The 13,696-nt window shown below is 64.9% G+C and carries 15 protein-coding genes; 9 read left to right on the plus strand and 6 right to left on the minus strand.

Features of this window, described 5'->3' with window-relative positions; all coding sequences use genetic code 11:
- Positions 1-15 precede the first annotated feature (15 nt).
- On the minus strand, positions 16-1,902 hold the full coding sequence (locus KF719_RS12455) for an ATP-binding protein (RefSeq protein WP_293509027.1): 1,887 nt from the start codon (positions 1,900-1,902) through the stop codon (positions 16-18).
- Between the two features lie 124 nt (positions 1,903-2,026).
- Here KF719_RS12455 and KF719_RS12460 point away from each other — a divergent pair, with 124 nt between their 5' ends.
- Positions 2,027-3,649 carry a lysine--tRNA ligase gene (locus KF719_RS12460; RefSeq protein ID WP_293509028.1) on the plus strand — a complete coding sequence of 541 codons (1,623 nt, stop codon included), beginning with the start codon at positions 2,027-2,029 and terminating at the stop codon, positions 3,647-3,649.
- Between the two features lie 3 nt (positions 3,650-3,652).
- On the opposite strand, the gene KF719_RS12465 is transcribed toward KF719_RS12460, so the two are convergent.
- Positions 3,653-4,297 carry a helix-turn-helix transcriptional regulator gene (locus KF719_RS12465; RefSeq protein WP_293509029.1) on the minus strand — a complete coding sequence of 215 codons (645 nt, stop codon included), beginning with the start codon at positions 4,295-4,297 and terminating at the stop codon, positions 3,653-3,655.
- Positions 4,298-4,452: 155 nt separating this feature from the next.
- Here KF719_RS12465 and KF719_RS12470 point away from each other — a divergent pair, with 155 nt between their 5' ends.
- Genes KF719_RS12470 through arsC form a run of 3 tightly spaced genes read left to right on the plus strand, consistent with a single transcriptional unit; the run spans position 4,453 to position 6,215 of the window.
- The gene (locus KF719_RS12470) at positions 4,453-4,800 is read left to right on the plus strand and encodes a DUF952 domain-containing protein (protein WP_293509030.1); all 348 of its coding nucleotides are present in this window, start codon (positions 4,453-4,455) and stop codon (positions 4,798-4,800) included.
- Positions 4,797-5,852 (plus strand): quinone-dependent dihydroorotate dehydrogenase, encoded by a 1,056-nt coding sequence (locus KF719_RS12475; RefSeq protein ID WP_293509031.1) that lies wholly within the window; start codon positions 4,797-4,799, stop codon positions 5,850-5,852. The genes KF719_RS12470 and KF719_RS12475 overlap by 4 nt, the downstream gene beginning before the upstream one ends.
- A 12-nt stretch (positions 5,853-5,864) precedes the next feature.
- Positions 5,865-6,215, plus strand: coding sequence for an arsenate reductase (glutaredoxin) (gene arsC / locus KF719_RS12480; protein ID WP_293509032.1), 351 nt, complete (start codon positions 5,865-5,867; stop codon positions 6,213-6,215).
- A gap of 98 nt (positions 6,216-6,313) precedes the next feature.
- On the opposite strand, the gene KF719_RS12485 is transcribed toward arsC, so the two are convergent.
- From KF719_RS12485 to KF719_RS12495, 3 genes are read right to left on the minus strand one after another with little or no spacing between them, the layout of a single operon-like run.
- A complete protein-coding gene (locus tag KF719_RS12485; protein ID WP_293509033.1) occupies positions 6,314-7,633 on the minus strand; it encodes an MATE family efflux transporter in 1,320 nt (439 codons plus the stop codon).
- Positions 7,630-8,067 carry a PaaI family thioesterase gene (locus KF719_RS12490; protein WP_293509034.1) on the minus strand — a complete coding sequence of 146 codons (438 nt, stop codon included), beginning with the start codon at positions 8,065-8,067 and terminating at the stop codon, positions 7,630-7,632. Before KF719_RS12490 ends, KF719_RS12485 begins: the two co-directional genes overlap by 4 nt.
- Positions 8,064-8,588: a PaaI family thioesterase gene (locus tag KF719_RS12495; RefSeq protein WP_293509035.1), complete on the minus strand. Its 525-nt coding sequence runs from the start codon at positions 8,586-8,588 to the stop codon at positions 8,064-8,066. The genes KF719_RS12490 and KF719_RS12495 overlap by 4 nt, the downstream gene beginning before the upstream one ends.
- Positions 8,589-8,762: 174 nt before the next feature.
- Between KF719_RS12495 and KF719_RS12500 the strand changes: the two genes are divergently transcribed.
- From KF719_RS12500 to KF719_RS12515, 4 genes are all read left to right on the plus strand, one after another.
- Entirely contained in the window at positions 8,763-9,230 is a 468-nt protein-coding gene (locus KF719_RS12500) for a PAS domain-containing protein (RefSeq protein WP_293509036.1), read from the plus strand.
- Between the two features lie 148 nt (positions 9,231-9,378).
- Positions 9,379-10,035 carry a TetR/AcrR family transcriptional regulator gene (locus tag KF719_RS12505; protein ID WP_293509037.1) on the plus strand — a complete coding sequence of 219 codons (657 nt, stop codon included), beginning with the start codon at positions 9,379-9,381 and terminating at the stop codon, positions 10,033-10,035.
- A gap of 37 nt (positions 10,036-10,072) precedes the next feature.
- Positions 10,073-11,098, plus strand: coding sequence for an alpha/beta hydrolase (locus KF719_RS12510; protein WP_293509038.1), 1,026 nt, complete (start codon positions 10,073-10,075; stop codon positions 11,096-11,098).
- Position 11,099: 1 nt separating this feature from the next.
- Positions 11,100-11,672 carry a TMEM165/GDT1 family protein gene (locus KF719_RS12515; protein ID WP_293509039.1) on the plus strand — a complete coding sequence of 191 codons (573 nt, stop codon included), beginning with the start codon at positions 11,100-11,102 and terminating at the stop codon, positions 11,670-11,672.
- Here KF719_RS12515 and KF719_RS12520 read toward each other — a convergent pair.
- Positions 11,660-12,538, minus strand: coding sequence for an alpha/beta hydrolase (locus KF719_RS12520; protein ID WP_293509040.1), 879 nt, complete (start codon positions 12,536-12,538; stop codon positions 11,660-11,662). The two genes, KF719_RS12515 and KF719_RS12520, sit on opposite strands and share 13 nt — an antisense overlap.
- Positions 12,539-12,667: 129 nt before the next feature.
- Here KF719_RS12520 and KF719_RS12525 point away from each other — a divergent pair, with 129 nt between their 5' ends.
- Positions 12,668-13,642, plus strand: a complete 975-nt coding sequence (locus KF719_RS12525) for an NADPH:quinone oxidoreductase family protein (protein ID WP_293509041.1) — start codon at positions 12,668-12,670, stop codon at positions 13,640-13,642.
- Positions 13,643-13,696: the final 54 nt, after the last annotated feature.

Genomic DNA, 13,696 nt, shown 5'->3' on the forward strand with positions numbered 1-13,696 from the left:
GGGGCCTGAATGAAATCAGTTGCCGAGGCTCGGATAGGCCTTGGCGAGTTCGCGCCATGTGGCGGTGATTTTCTGCTGCAGCCGCTGCACGTCGCGCATCGCGGCATCGATCTCGCCGTAGTTAAGTGCGGTTTCGATGTCGCCGGCCACATGCGAAATCGCCGCAAGGCCGATATTGCCGGCGGCGGCCCGCAAGGCATGCGCCCCTTCGGCCAGCGCTGCCTCGTTGCGTTCGGTGCGCGCCCGCTCGACGGCGCGATGCAGCGTCAATACGCGCTCGAGTCCCGACAGCAAATGATCCGTAATGCGTTGCGGTCCGACTTCGCGCTCGATGTCGTAAAGATGCCCGAGATCGATCAGCTGTTCCGGCTCCTTGCGCCTTGGCATCGTTGCATCGGCCGCGAGCGATGCGAAGTAACTGGCCGCGCCGCCCGGTTCCATCGGCAGCAGGAACCAGAAGGTGCTCCCCTGTCCCGGCGCGCTATCGACGCCGATCCGGCCGTCCATCAGCCGCACCAGCCGGTCGCAGATCGGCAGGCCGAGGCCCATGCCGCCCGCCTTGCCGGCGAAGCGGAAGTCGCGCGCATCGCCGCCCTGCCAGAAGGTTTCAAATAGCTGCGCGCGGGATTCGTCCGAAAGGCCGGGCCCTGTATCGGTAACCGAAAAGCGGATGACGGTGTCGCCGTCCGGTGTCTGGATCGGCGCAATGCGAACGACAATGCCGCCCTTGTCGGTGAATTTTATGCTGTTGCCGATCAGGTTGGTCAGCACCTGGCGGACGCGGTCGGCATCGGCCAGCATGTCGACATCCGCACCCTGCGCGACATCGAGTTCCAGCGAAAGTCCGCGTTCGTTCGCCTGGTGACGCATCATCCGCACGACGCTCCCGGCAAGCTCCGTCGGGTCGAAGCGGCGGTGCTTCAGTTCCAGCGACAGCGCTTCCATCTGCGACAGGTCGATCATGTCGTCGAAGAGGCGACGCAGCAGCTGGCTTGTCTCCTCCATCGACTGTGCGATTTTCCGCTGCGCGTCGCTCAACGGTTCGTCGGCGAGATGCATCGCCATGTTGCTCAGGCCTTCCAGCGGCGCTCGCACCTCATGGTTCATGATGTCGAGAAACGCCTGCTTGGCCTGCATGGCGGCAGTCGCGCGCGCTTCCGCGTCCACGGCGTCGCGATGCTTTTGCTCGGCCACTGCATGGGCGCGCGCCATCCGCTCGGCGAGATCGGCATTTTCGAAACGCAGCCGGAACGCCTCGCGATAGCTGGCATTCACGCGCCGCGTCCAGCCGGCGACGGTGGCGAAAAACATGGCCGCCAGCATGACGGTGGCGATCGCCAGGGGCTCGGCGCGCCACAGCAACATCGCCACGGTCGGCAAGCATGAGGCGGCGATGTAATAGATGACGGCAGGAGGATGGTTGGCGCGTGTGATGGCTGTCGCCATGGCAAGACAGGCGAGGACCAGCAGGTAGAATATCTCATGCGTGAACGAGGCGCCCGGCAGCCACAGCAACGACCCGACGCCCCATGTCGAGCCGCTGACAAGCGTGACCAGCGCATAGCGGTTGGCCCACAGCGCTGCATTGCCCACGGCGTCGGGATCGGCGCGAAACCCTGCCCGCACCCGGTCGAACAGAAACTGCGCCACAAGCTGGATCGCCGCGACGATGCCGATGGTCCAGAGTGGCGCATAGGGCCAGAACGCAAGCCCCACCACCACGATGGCGCCGAAAACGGTCAGCCGGCTTGCTTCGCCGAGCTCCAGCAACAGGCGCACCTGCTCGGCGTCGATCCGTGCGTCGATGGGGTGGCTGCGGCGAACGGGGCCAACCGGCGCGGCGGCGCCCGCGCCGTCGGCGCCGGTTGTTGTCGATCCCTGCTCCGGTTCGGCGTCTCTCAAAGGTCAGGTCTCCGGGCGATGGCCGACGGCAATCCGGCCCCGATTGTCGCGTTGACGGAGGGGTGTGCTAAGCATAGGGTCCGCGCGCTTGACAAAGCCTTAAGTGATCCTTTCGAGACCAGAAATGCCAGCCGACTCAACAACGATAGCACCATCCGCGCTCCTTGAGGCCGCCCGCGTCAGCAAGGCCTGGCCGTTCGAGGAAGCGCGCAAGATCGTCGACCGTCTGGAGAAGGAAGGCGAAACCGGCCGCACGGTCCTGTTCGAGACAGGGTACGGCCCATCCGGCCTCCCGCATATAGGCACATTCGGCGAAGTGGCGCGCACCACCATGGTCCGCCGCGCCTTCGAGATTTTGGCACCCGGCGTGCCGACGCGCCTGATCTGTTTCTCCGACGACATGGACGGCCTGCGCAAGGTGCCGACCAATGTGCCCAATCAGGAGATGCTGGCCGGCTACATCAACATGCCGCTGACGAAAGTGCCCGATCCCTTCGGCACCCATTCGAGCTTCGGCGCGCACAACAACGCCCGCCTGCGGGCCTTCCTCGACTCTTACGGCTTCGAGTACGAATTCGCGAGCTCGACCGAGTACTACAAGGCCGGCCGCTTCGACGCGACGCTCCTGAAGGTGCTCGAAAAGTTCGACGAGATCATGGAGATCATGCTGCCGAGCCTGCGCGAGGAGCGCCAGCAGAGCTACAGCCCGATCCTGCCCGTCAGCCCGCGCACCGGCCATGTGCTGCTGGTGCCGCTCGTCGCGCGCGACGCGAAGAGAGGCACCGTGAGCTATGCTGAACCCGACACCGGCGAGGTGGTCGAAGTCCCCGTCACCGGCGGCAACTGCAAGCTGCAATGGAAGGCCGACTGGGCGATGCGCTGGGTCGCGCTCGGCGTCGACTACGAGATGGCCGGCAAGGACCTGATCGATTCCGTCAAGCTCGCCTCGCGCATCTACCGTGTGCTGAGCAACAAGCGCCCGCCGGAAGGCTTCAACTACGAATTGTTTCTCGACGAGGAAGGCAAGAAGATTTCGAAGTCGAAGGGCAACGGCCTCTCGATCGAGGACTGGCTGCGCTATGCGAGCCCGGAAAGCCTGCAATATTTCATGTTCCAGAGCCCGCGCGCCGGCAAGCGCCTTTATTTCGACGTCATCCCGCGCAATGTCGACGAATATCTGGGCGCGCTGACGGCCTATCCGAAGCAGGATGCGCGCGAGCGCCTCAACAACGCGGCCTTCCACATTCACGGTGGAAATCCGCCCACGGAAGACCTGCCGATCTCGTTTTCGCTGCTGCTCAATCTGGCGAGCGCCAGCCATTCCGAAGACCGCAACGTGCTCTGGGGCTTCATCCGCAACTATGCGCCCGACGCGACGCCCGAAAATCATCCGCGCCTCGACCATCTCGTCGGCTACGCGATCAACTACTTCCACGATTTCGTGAAGCCCGCCAAGAAGTACCGCGCGCCGAGCGACATCGAGCGCGCGGCGCTGGACGATCTCGCCGCCCGCCTCGACGCCGCGCCCGCCGAGGCGAGCGCCGAGGAACTGCAGAACATCGTCTACGAAATCGGCAAGACCCATGAGTTCGCGAACCTGCGCGACTGGTTCCGGGCGCTTTACGAAGTGCTGCTGGGCGAGGAGCAGGGTCCGCGCTTCGGCACCTTCGTCAAGCTTTATGGCGTCAAGGAAACCGTGGCGCTGATCCGCCGCGCGCTGGCCGGCGAGGACATGTCGAAAGGCTGAGCCTCACTGGCTCGCCCAGATGATCCGCGCCATCCATAAAATCTCTTCCGCTTTCAGCACCCGGTCGTCATGTGCCGGATTGAGCGAATGCAGCTCGACGCTTTTCGCGGTCCGCCGCGCCAGCACCTTGGCCATCACCTCGCCATCGACCGTCTTCACCACCACGCGGTCGCCGCGCCGGATACCCGCCGCCGGCGACACGATGATGATGTCGCCGTCGCGATAAACGGGTGCCATGCTGTCGCCGCTGACTTCCAGCGCATAGGCGTGTTCGTCGTCGAAATCGGGGAAGGCGACTTCCTCCCAGCTTCCGCCGACCGGAAACCCGGCATCGTCGAAAAAGCCGCCGCCGCCGGCTTGCGCCAGCCCGATCAGCGGCACGTTCCGGGCGCGCGCGGCTTTCTGCGTATCGCCGCCCACCAGCATCAGGAATTCGTCGAACCCCGCCCCCGTCGCGTCCAGAATGCGCGCCAGGCTCTCGGTATTGGGCCAGCGCGGCCGCCCCTTGGCGGTAATCCGCTTCGACTTGTTGAATGTCGTCGGGTCGAGCCCGGCCGCCTTGGCAAGCCCCGAAGCGGTCAGCCCGTGCCGTGCCGCCAGCGCGTCGATGGCGGCCCACAGCCGGCTATGGGAGAGCTTGCGCGCCATGGCCCGAATGAATTCCTCGTTTCGCGGATCGCTGGGAATAGTGCCACATCGCCCGGGCGTCCGCATCCCGGATTTGCGGCTTTGATTCCTATGCCCCGCCTTGTTCTGCCTCCACCCGCTGGTTAGAGTGCGCCCGCGCAGCCGGAGAAACCGCATTGCCTTCCATCCTCTACAAAATCGTCGGCGAGCATGAGTGGCTCGCCGCCGCCGCCGAAGGCCGCTTCATCGGTTCGGCGGTCGATCTCGATGACGGCTTCATCCATTTCTCGACCGCCGGACAGGTCGCCGAAACGGCGGCCCGCCATTTCGCCGGCCGCAAGGGGCTGGTGCTGGTTGCGGTCGAGGCGGCCGCCCTCGGCGCGGCGCTGAAATGGGAGCCCTCGCGCGGCGGCGCGCTCTTTCCCCATCTCTACGACGTGCTGGACCTCAAGGCCGTGCGCCGCGTCGTGCCGCTGCCCGTCGGCGAAGACGGTGCGCATCTCTTTCCGGAGCTCGATGTATGACGCGCATCGACCTCTTTCCGCTGGCGCGCCCCGTGATGAGCCTGCTCGACCCCGAAGCGGCGCACCGATTGACGTTGCGCGCGCTCCGCATGGGCCTCGGCCCCCGCGCCCGCGAAGCCGATCCCGTCTCGCTCGCGATCGACGTCCTCGGCTTTCATTTCGAAAATCCGCTCGGCATCGCCGCCGGCTTCGACAAGAACGGCGAAGTGCCGGACGCGATGCTGGCGATGGGCATGGGCTTTGCCGAAGTCGGCACGGTGACGCCGCGCCCGCAAGCGGGAAACCCGCGGCCGCGCATTTTCCGCCTGCCGGTTCATCGCGCGGTCATCAACCGTCTCGGTTTCAACAACGAAGGTCATGCGGCGCTGAAGAAGCGGCTTGAGGCGCGCCGCAAGAAGCCCGGCATCGTCGGCGTCAATATCGGCGCCAACAAGGACGCGGCCGACCGCATCGCCGACTACGAAGCCGGCATCCGCGTCTTCGAAGGGCTGGCGAGCTATTTCACGGTCAACATTTCCTCGCCCAACACGCCGGGCCTGCGCGGTCTGCAAAACCGCGCCGAACTCGAAACGCTGATCGCGCGCGTGCTCGCCGCACGCAAGACCCGGACGCCGGTGCTGCTGAAAATCGCCCCCGATCTCGGGGAAGACGAACTTGCCGACATCGCGGAAGTCGCGCTGGCGCAAGGGCTCGACGGTTTGATCGTGTCGAACACCACCATCGCCCGCGGCGATCTGGTTTCCGGCGTTCACGCGCAGGAGACGGGCGGCCTTTCCGGCACACCGCTATTTGAAATGTCGACCGCCGTCCTTGCCGGCATCTACCGGCTGACGAAAGGCCGCCTGCCGCTTGTCGGCGTCGGCGGCATTTCGAACGGTCGCGACGCCTATCTGAAAATCCGCGCCGGCGCCTCGCTGTTGCAGCTTTACTCGGCCCTCACCTATGAAGGCCCCGGCCTCATCGCGCGCATCAAGCGCGAGCTGGCCGCCCATCTCGCCGAAGACGGCTTCGCGCATCTGAAGGACGCCGTCGGCGCCGATGTCAAACTCTAGGAGACCGGACGCATGCCAAAGCCCGTCATCTATCACAATCCGCGCTGCTCGAAGTCGCGCCAGACGCTGGCCTTGCTGGAAGAAAACGGTCACGCGCCGAAGGTGATCGAGTATCTGAAAGAGCCGCCCACCGCCGCCGAGCTTCAGGCGATCCTGAAGAAACTGAAAATGAAGCCGCGCGATCTCATGCGCAAGGGCGAGGACGTCTACAAGTCGCTCGGCCTCGACAACGAAAAACTCTCCGACGACAAGCTGGTCAAGGCGATGGTCGAAAACCCGATCCTGATCGAACGCCCCATCGTCGTCGGCGGCGCAAAGGCGAAAATCGGCCGCCCGCCGGAAAGCGTGCTTGATCTTTTCTAGAGCGTTTCCAGGTGAAGTGGAGGCCGGTTCACCGTCCGGAAACGCGACAAAACAAAGACCTAGAGTCGTTCATCGTTTCATGGAAACGATGAACGACTCTAGATCGCGCGTCTCAATCGCGGAAAATAAAATCCGAGCGAGGCGGCCCGCATCAGGTTGAAGCCTGTCAACGCCGCCCAGAGCCCGTGATTGCCGTAAGGCAGCAACAGCCACCACAGTGCCAGAAATATCAGGCTCGATGTGAGCGCCGCATTGCGCATTTCTGGTCCCCGCGTCGCGCCGATGAAAATACCGTCGAGCTGGTAGCACCAGACCGACAGCACCGGCAGCATCGCCGCCCAGAAGAGATAGACCCGCGCCACCGCGCGCACTTCCGCATCGACACTGAGAAAATCGATAACGGCGCCGCCGCCCGCGAAAATGCCGAGCGACAGCACACACGCGATCCCCGCCGCCCACAGCGTCGAAAGCCGCACCGAACGGTCGAAATCGTCGCGGCTGCGCGCGCCGACCGCGCGCCCGACCAGCGCCTCGGCGGCAAGCGCAAAGCCGTCGAGGAAAAAGGCGCTCACCGTCACGAATTGCAGCAGGATCGAATTGACCGCCAGCGTCACCGTTCCGGCCTCGGCGCTTTTTGCGGTGAACCAGGCAAAGGAAAGCATCAGCACCACGGTGCGCAGCATGATGTCGCGATTGACCGCGATGGTGCGCGCAAGCTGCGCCGCATCCAGTAGCCGCGCCCGCGTCCATTGGCCGGGATAGAAGCGCAGATAATGCGCCGCGATGCCGAGCCCGAGCAGCGCTGCGGAAAATTCGGCAATCAGCGTACCCGCCGCGATCCCGGCAACGCCCCAGCCGAGCCCCAGCGCCAGCAGAATGTTGAAGAAGATGTTGACCAGGTTGAGAAACACCTGCAGCACCAGTGCCACCTGCGCGTGCCCGAGCCCGATGAACCAGCCGACCAATGCGTAATTGGCAAGCGCCGCCGGCGCGCTCCAGACGCGAATGTCGAAATAGTTGCGCGCCAGCGGCTCCACGTCCGGCCCGCCGTCGAGAAGGAAGAAGGCAATTTCGCGGATCGGCCATTGCAGGGCAATCAGCGCGAGACCCACCGCGCCGGCAATCAGCATCGCGCGACCGAGCGCGGCGCGGATTTCTTCGCCGTCCTTCGCGCCCAGTGCCTGCGCGGTGAGCCCGGTCGTTCCCATGCGCAGGAACCCGAAAGTCCAGAAGACCATCGTGAAGATCAGCGCGCCGATGGCGACCGCGCCGATATATTTCGGATCGCCGAGCCGTCCCATCACGGCGGTATCGGCAATGCCGAGCAGCGGCGTTGAGAGGTTGGACAAAACGATCGGCGCGGCAATCGCCAGCACCGTGCGGTGCGTCACCCGCGATGCCGGCGTCACGGCGCTCATTTGTCGGCAGGTTCGTCCGCCGGCTTCAGCAGGAAGTGTCCGTGCGCGGCGGCGATGGGCCGCGCCCGGTCGTCCTGCCACGCCTCGGCGCGCACCGTGGCGACGCGCCGTCCCTGCTTGGTGATCTCGGCGCGGCCATAAGTGTCGACGGGCCGCCCGGAGCGCAGATAGTCGATGGTGAGGCCAATGGGCTTTGGCAACGCGCCCGCGCCCGCCTCGAAGGCAAGCTGCGCGATGGCCGTCGTCTCCAGAAACGCGCCGATCACGCCGCCATGCAGCGCCGGCAGCACGGGATTGCCGATCAGCTTCTGCGAGAATTGCAGCACCGTCGTGATCTCGTTGCCGCGCTGGTCGATGCGGATGCCGAGAAATCGCGCATATGGGATCGCCTGCATCAAGGCGTCGATGTCGGGCGCCTTTGTATCCTCGCTCATTGGCCGCCGTCCTTCTTCTGCGCCAGCATCGCCAGCGCCTCGGCGGCTGCTTCGGGCGTCATCGGCATCGGCATGGTGCGGTTGGCCGCCAGCATGAAGGTGCCGACACAGGTGGCGATCGGATCGTTCTCGTCGGTGTGATAGGCGGTGCCGCGTACAAAGGCGATGTTGGTCGTCACCTTGTAGCAATGCGTATGCGCCACGAGGTCGAGCTTCGGCGTCGCCGGCTTCATGTAGTCGATGCGCAAATCGAGCGTCGCGATCGACATGCGCTCGGGCAGCGCCAGTTGCACGGCGATCCCGCATGCATTGTCGAGCAGCGAGGTGATGACGCCGCCGTGAATGACGCCGGTTTCGGGGTTGCCCACCAGCTTTTCGTCATAGGGCACCGCAAGCCAGGCTTCGTTCGGCGCCGCGTTGACCACGTTCATGCCGAGCGCCTTCGCATGCGGCACATGCTCGATCAGCACGTCCTTCATCAGCGCGATATGTTCCGGCGTGATCTTGAAACCCGAGGCCATGACATTCCAGAAAATTGCATGAAGTAGCGATTTTGCGTTCTAGTAGCGCCATGATCGTTTGCCAAGTCAATTGGCATTTGGATCATACGCCGGTTGCATCGCGCGCCATGCGGGTCAACAATGTCCGTGGGGACGTCGGAGGCAATATCTGCGCCGGAAATGGAGCGCAAGCTGATGCTGCTTGTCGAAGGAGGCTTGACGCCTCTCACCGATCTCGATGCGTTGACGCCGCCATTGCCCATGCTGATCGCCTATTGGGAGAGTAAGCGGGCAGGCCGGACGATGCCCGCGCCCGCCGACATCGACCCCACCGAGATCCCCCGTCTGCTGCCCTACATGGCCATTGCCGACATCACCTACGAACCGCTCGACATGCGCTACCGCCTGATGGGCACCCGCCTCGTCGAGATGGGCGGCGTCGATCGCACCGGCACCTCCATTCGCGAAGGTCACAGCGGCGAGCGTCTGGAGGAGCGTCTGGCGGCCCTGCAGCGCATGCTGGCATCGCCCGGTCCCGCCGCGCTGGGCGGCCGGCTCGACTGGCTCGGCCGCAGCTACCGTAAGTTCGAATGCGTGCATCTGCCGCTCTCCGCCGACGGCGAAAGGGTGACGCGCCTTGTGGCGGCCTACGCCTTTCCGTGAGTGCCGCCGCCGATCCCCTAACTATCTGAAAATAAAACGATTCCAGAGACCGCTTCGGGCCCCCGAAATTGACGGTTGTCGTCATTTGAGTAGAGTGGGGCGGAGCAGACGATTCCGGGGCGGGGCAGCCCCGGACCCAGGAGGAAAGATGGCCGACGTCAAGGAAAGGCCGGTGGTGGAGGGTAGCACCTCGGCCGCCGCAAGGCCGCGCGGCAAGCGTGAACAGACCAAACACAACAACCGCGAGGCGATCCTTGACGCGGCGCGCATCGTCTTCGCCGATCTCGGCTACGGCGCCACATCCGTCCGCGACATCATCCGCAAGACCGGCCTCGCGTCCGGCACCTTCTACAATTATTTCAAGAGCAAGGAAGAAGTCTTCGAAGCGTTGATGGACGAAGGCATGCGGCGCATCCGCCCGCGCCTGCGCGCCGAGCGCATCCGCTCGCGCACCTTCGAGGATTTCATCCGCAACGCCTACCGCGCCTATTTCGAATATCTGGCGACCGACAGCGATACCTTCCAGGTGATGCGCCGCAATCCCAACACGATGCGTGTGCGCATGGACTCGCCCGAAATTCTCGCCGGCTTCGAGGAGATCCGCGAATATCTCGAAGAAGACATCCGCAATGGCACACTGCCGGACGTCGATTCCGAATATCTGATGGCCGCTCTCGTCGGCATCGCCATGGAAATTGGCGATCGCATGTTGCGCCGCCCGGAAATGGATGCCGAGGCCGCCGCCGCTTTCGGCACACAGCTGGTCCTCAGCGGCTTCCGTGCCCTGCCGGCCAAAAAATCCTGAACCCGCGAAATCCAGGCACCGCCAAGGAAACCCGCCGATGAGCGTCCAGAAATTTATCGTCCGTACCCTGCTGAAACTCCCCGACGGCATCCTGATAAAAATGTCGGGCGGCAAGCCGCTGGCGATCGACGGCCGCATTCTCGACGCCCGCACGCAGTTTCTGGCCGTGCAGGGCGCCAAGCAGCCCTCGATCACGACGCTCGACCCCGCTGCCGCCCGCGCTGGCACGGCGGCGGGCCTGAGCCTGCTCGACGATGCGCCGCGCGAAAGCGTCGCCGTCCGCGAGCTCTCGGTGCTGGGTCCCGGCGGTCCGCTCGCGGCGCGCCTCTACACGCCGAAGGACGCTTCCGGCCCGCTGCCCGGCCTCGTCTTCTTTCACTTCGGCGGTTGCGTCATCGGCGACCTCGACACCTGCCACACCTTTTGCGCGATGATCGCCGACGTCGCGCAATGCGCGGTGCTCAACGTCGCCTATCGCCTGGCGCCTGAACACAAGTTTCCGGCGGCCGTCGACGACGCGCTGACCGCATATCGCTGGGCCGAAGCGCACGCCGCCGATCTCGGCATGATCGCCGGCCGCATCGGCGTCGGCGGCGACAGCGCCGGCGGCTATCTCTCGGCCGTTGTCGCGCAGGAGGAAAAGCGCGCCGGCCGCGCCGGTCCCGCGTTGCAATTGCTGATCTATCCGGTCACCGACTGGGAATGGAAGGGCGGCTCGATGGACAGTTGCGCCAATGTCTATCCGCTGACCGCCGACATCATGTCCTGGTTCGCCGGTCTCTACCTCAACAACGCGGCCGAGGCAAAAGACGTCCGCGTCTCGCCGATGAAGGAGCCGGACTTGTCCGGCCTCGCACCCGCCATCGTCGTGACGGCGGGCTTCGACCCCTTGCGCGATCAGGGCGCGGCCTATGCCGAAAAGCTGAAAGCCGCCGGCGTCCCCGTTACCTATCGCTGCGAAGACAGTCTCGCCCACGCCTTCACCGCCATGACCGGCGTCGTCCCCGCGGCAAAAGCCGCCTGCGAAAAAATTGCCACGGATGTCGACAAGGCGCTGAACTGAATTGGAAGCTTTCCTCGTTTCGCTTGGCGTCGTCGCCATTGCCGAAATCGGCGACAAGACACAGCTTCTGGCGCTGCTGCTGGCCGCCCGCTTTCGCGCGCCGGTGCCGGTCATCGCCGGTATATTTGTCGCGACGGTCCTCAACCATGCAGGCGCCGCCTTTGTCGGCGTCCTGCTCGCCGACTGGCTGACCGGCGAAATTCTCGCATGGATACTCGCGGTTTCGTTTCTGGCCATGGGTGTATGGGCGCTGATCCCCGATGCGCCGCCCGGCGACGACGAAGTGAAGCCGCGCTTCGGCCCCTTCGCCGCCACCGCCATCGCCTTCTTCCTGGTCGAAATGGGCGACAAGACTCAGATCGCGACCGCCGCGCTCGCCGCGCATTACCAGTCGCTCGTCCTCGTCGCTTTCGGCACCACGCTCGGCATGATGGCGGCCAATGTGCCGGCGGTGCTGCTGGGCGACGTCGCGGCGAAGCGCGTGCCCCTGCACATTGTCCGCGCCGCAACCGCCGCCATCTTCATCGTCCTCGGTCTTGTCGCCGCCGCCGGCGCCTATGGCTATGCGTCCTGATCCGATTGCAGGAATGTAATCAGCATCTCGTTGATCGGCTGCACCTCCTCGCGATGCACCCAATGCGAGCCCTCGGCGAAGAAGAGCGTTCCCCCGCGCTCGCAAAGCGCGATACTTTCGCGCGCCAGCGCCGTCTCGGCGAACTGGTCCTTCTCGCCCCAGATCAGCAGCAGCGGCGTTTCGATGCGGCCCGGCGCCTCGGGCATCTCCTTTTTCAGCAGCGCCCGGTACCAATGGAGCATCGAGGTCAGCGCCTTCGGCTCGCGCCACGCTTTCTTGTAGGCCTCGACCTCGCCGTCGAACACGCCCGCGCGCGCCGCCGCTTTCAACGTCTCGACGAATGGCTCGAAATTCTTTCGCCGGATCGCCATTTCCGGCAGCCAGCGCAGCCGCATCGCCTTCACATAGCGGCTTTTCTTGCGCTGCGCTTTGTCGCCATACATCGACCGTTTCCAGACCGCCGGATGCGGCGCGTTGATCGCCGCCGCCTTTTCCAGGTGCGCGCCCCGCGTCGATGCGAGCCACCACGCAACGCTCGCGCCCCAGTCGTGACCGACGACGCGCAGCCGCGTCTCGCCGAAATGCGCCCCGAACGCCACAATGTCGTCGGCCAGCTCGTCGAGATCGTAGGCCCGGACGCCGCGCGGCTTGCCACTCAGCCCGTAACCGCGCTGGTCCGGCGCGACGACGCGAAACCCCGCCTTCGCCAGCGCCGGCATCTGGTGCGACCAGCCGAGGCAGGTGTCGGGAAAGCCGTGCAGCAGGATCACGAGTGGCCCGTCCGCCGGACCCATTTCGGCATAGTGCAGCGAGATCCGGTCGAGATGCGCCACGCCGAACCGTGCTTCTTCCATACCGTTTATCATTTTGCGTATTTCCTCCGGCGGCCCGCCCGTGCCTATTCTCCACCCGCACCGTGGCGAAGTTGGGACCGCCTCTCTATGCTTGGCGCACACAGCAATTTGCCAAAAGCGAAAATTCCGGGGAGTCTCAAAATGCGAACCATGCGTGTGCATGAATTGTCCGACGACATTGACGTCCTGCGTATGGACGAGGTCGAGTTGCCGCCGCCGGGCGCAGGCGAGCTGCGCCTGCGGCTCAAGGCCTGTTCGGTCAATTTTCCCGACATCCTGATGGTGCAGGGCAAATACCAGTTCAAGCCCGAGCTGCCCTTCGCGCCCGGCATGGAAGGCGCGGGCATTGTCGAAAGCATCGGCGCGGGCGTGACGAAGTTCAAGCCGGGCGACCGCGTCGTCGCGGGGCTCCGCACCGGCGGCTTTGCCGAGGAAGCCAATGTCGCCGAAGCCGCCTGCCGCGCCATTCCCGGCGCCATGGATTTCGCCGAGGCCGCCGCCTATCCGGCCGCCTATCTCACCGCGTACGTCGCGCTGGTCTGCCGCGGTCATCTGCAGAAGGGCGAAACGCTTCTGGTCCACGGCTCGACCGGCGGCGTCGGCCTTGCCGCTGTCGAAATGGGCAAGCTTCTCGGCGCCACCGTCATCGCCACCTCGGCGTCCGATGAAAAACTGAAAGTGGTGAAAGCGCGCGGCGCCGATCATGTGCTGAATGTCACGCGCGGCTTCCGCGAACAGGTGAAGGAACTGACGGAAGGCCGGGGCGCCGACGTGATCTACGATCCGGTCGGCGGCGATGTATTTGACGAAAGCACCCGTTGCATCGCCTGGAACGGCCGTCTGCTGATCATCGGCTTCACCAGCGGCCGCATCCCGACGGTGTCGGTCAACATGCCGCTGATCAAGGGCTTCTCGGTCATCGGCGTCCGCGCCGGCGAATATGGCCGCCGCGACCCCGAAGCCGGCCGCGCCAACATCGAAGCGGTGTACCGCCTCGCGGTGGAAGGAAAAATAAAACCCCACATCTGCGCCCGCTTCCCCCTCGACCGCGCCGTCGACGCCATGCGCATGCTGCAAAACCGCGAAGCTGTAGGCAAGGTCGTCATCGAGATGTGAAGCGCGGCCGCGCAAGAAAGAGGTTTGCACGCGGAGACACGGAGACACGGAGAA

It is taken from the genome of Parvibaculum sp. (assembly GCF_019635935.1).
Taxonomy (GTDB): Bacteria; Pseudomonadota; Alphaproteobacteria; order Parvibaculales; family Parvibaculaceae; genus Parvibaculum.

Bases quoted from the DNA above. Each gene is read 5' to 3' on its own strand.
- KF719_RS12460 (WP_293509028.1), top strand. From the start codon at position 2,027: ATGCCAGCCGACTCAACAACGATAGCACCATCCGCGCTCCTTGAGGCC.
- KF719_RS12465 (WP_293509029.1), bottom strand. From the start codon at position 4,297: ATGGCGCGCAAGCTCTCCCATAGCCGGCTGTGGGCCGCCATCGACGCG.
- KF719_RS12475 (WP_293509031.1), top strand. From the start codon at position 4,797: ATGACGCGCATCGACCTCTTTCCGCTGGCGCGCCCCGTGATGAGCCTG.
- arsC (WP_293509032.1), top strand. From the start codon at position 5,865: ATGCCAAAGCCCGTCATCTATCACAATCCGCGCTGCTCGAAGTCGCGC.
- KF719_RS12485 (WP_293509033.1), bottom strand. From the start codon at position 7,633: ATGAGCGCCGTGACGCCGGCATCGCGGGTGACGCACCGCACGGTGCTG.
- KF719_RS12490 (WP_293509034.1), bottom strand. From the start codon at position 8,067: ATGAGCGAGGATACAAAGGCGCCCGACATCGACGCCTTGATGCAGGCG.
- KF719_RS12495 (WP_293509035.1), bottom strand. From the start codon at position 8,588: ATGGCCTCGGGTTTCAAGATCACGCCGGAACATATCGCGCTGATGAAG.
- KF719_RS12500 (WP_293509036.1), top strand. From the start codon at position 8,763: ATGCTGCTTGTCGAAGGAGGCTTGACGCCTCTCACCGATCTCGATGCG.
- KF719_RS12505 (WP_293509037.1), top strand. From the start codon at position 9,379: ATGGCCGACGTCAAGGAAAGGCCGGTGGTGGAGGGTAGCACCTCGGCC.
- KF719_RS12510 (WP_293509038.1), top strand. From the start codon at position 10,073: ATGAGCGTCCAGAAATTTATCGTCCGTACCCTGCTGAAACTCCCCGAC.
- KF719_RS12520 (WP_293509040.1), bottom strand. From the start codon at position 12,538: ATGATAAACGGTATGGAAGAAGCACGGTTCGGCGTGGCGCATCTCGAC.
- KF719_RS12525 (WP_293509041.1), top strand. From the start codon at position 12,668: ATGCGAACCATGCGTGTGCATGAATTGTCCGACGACATTGACGTCCTG.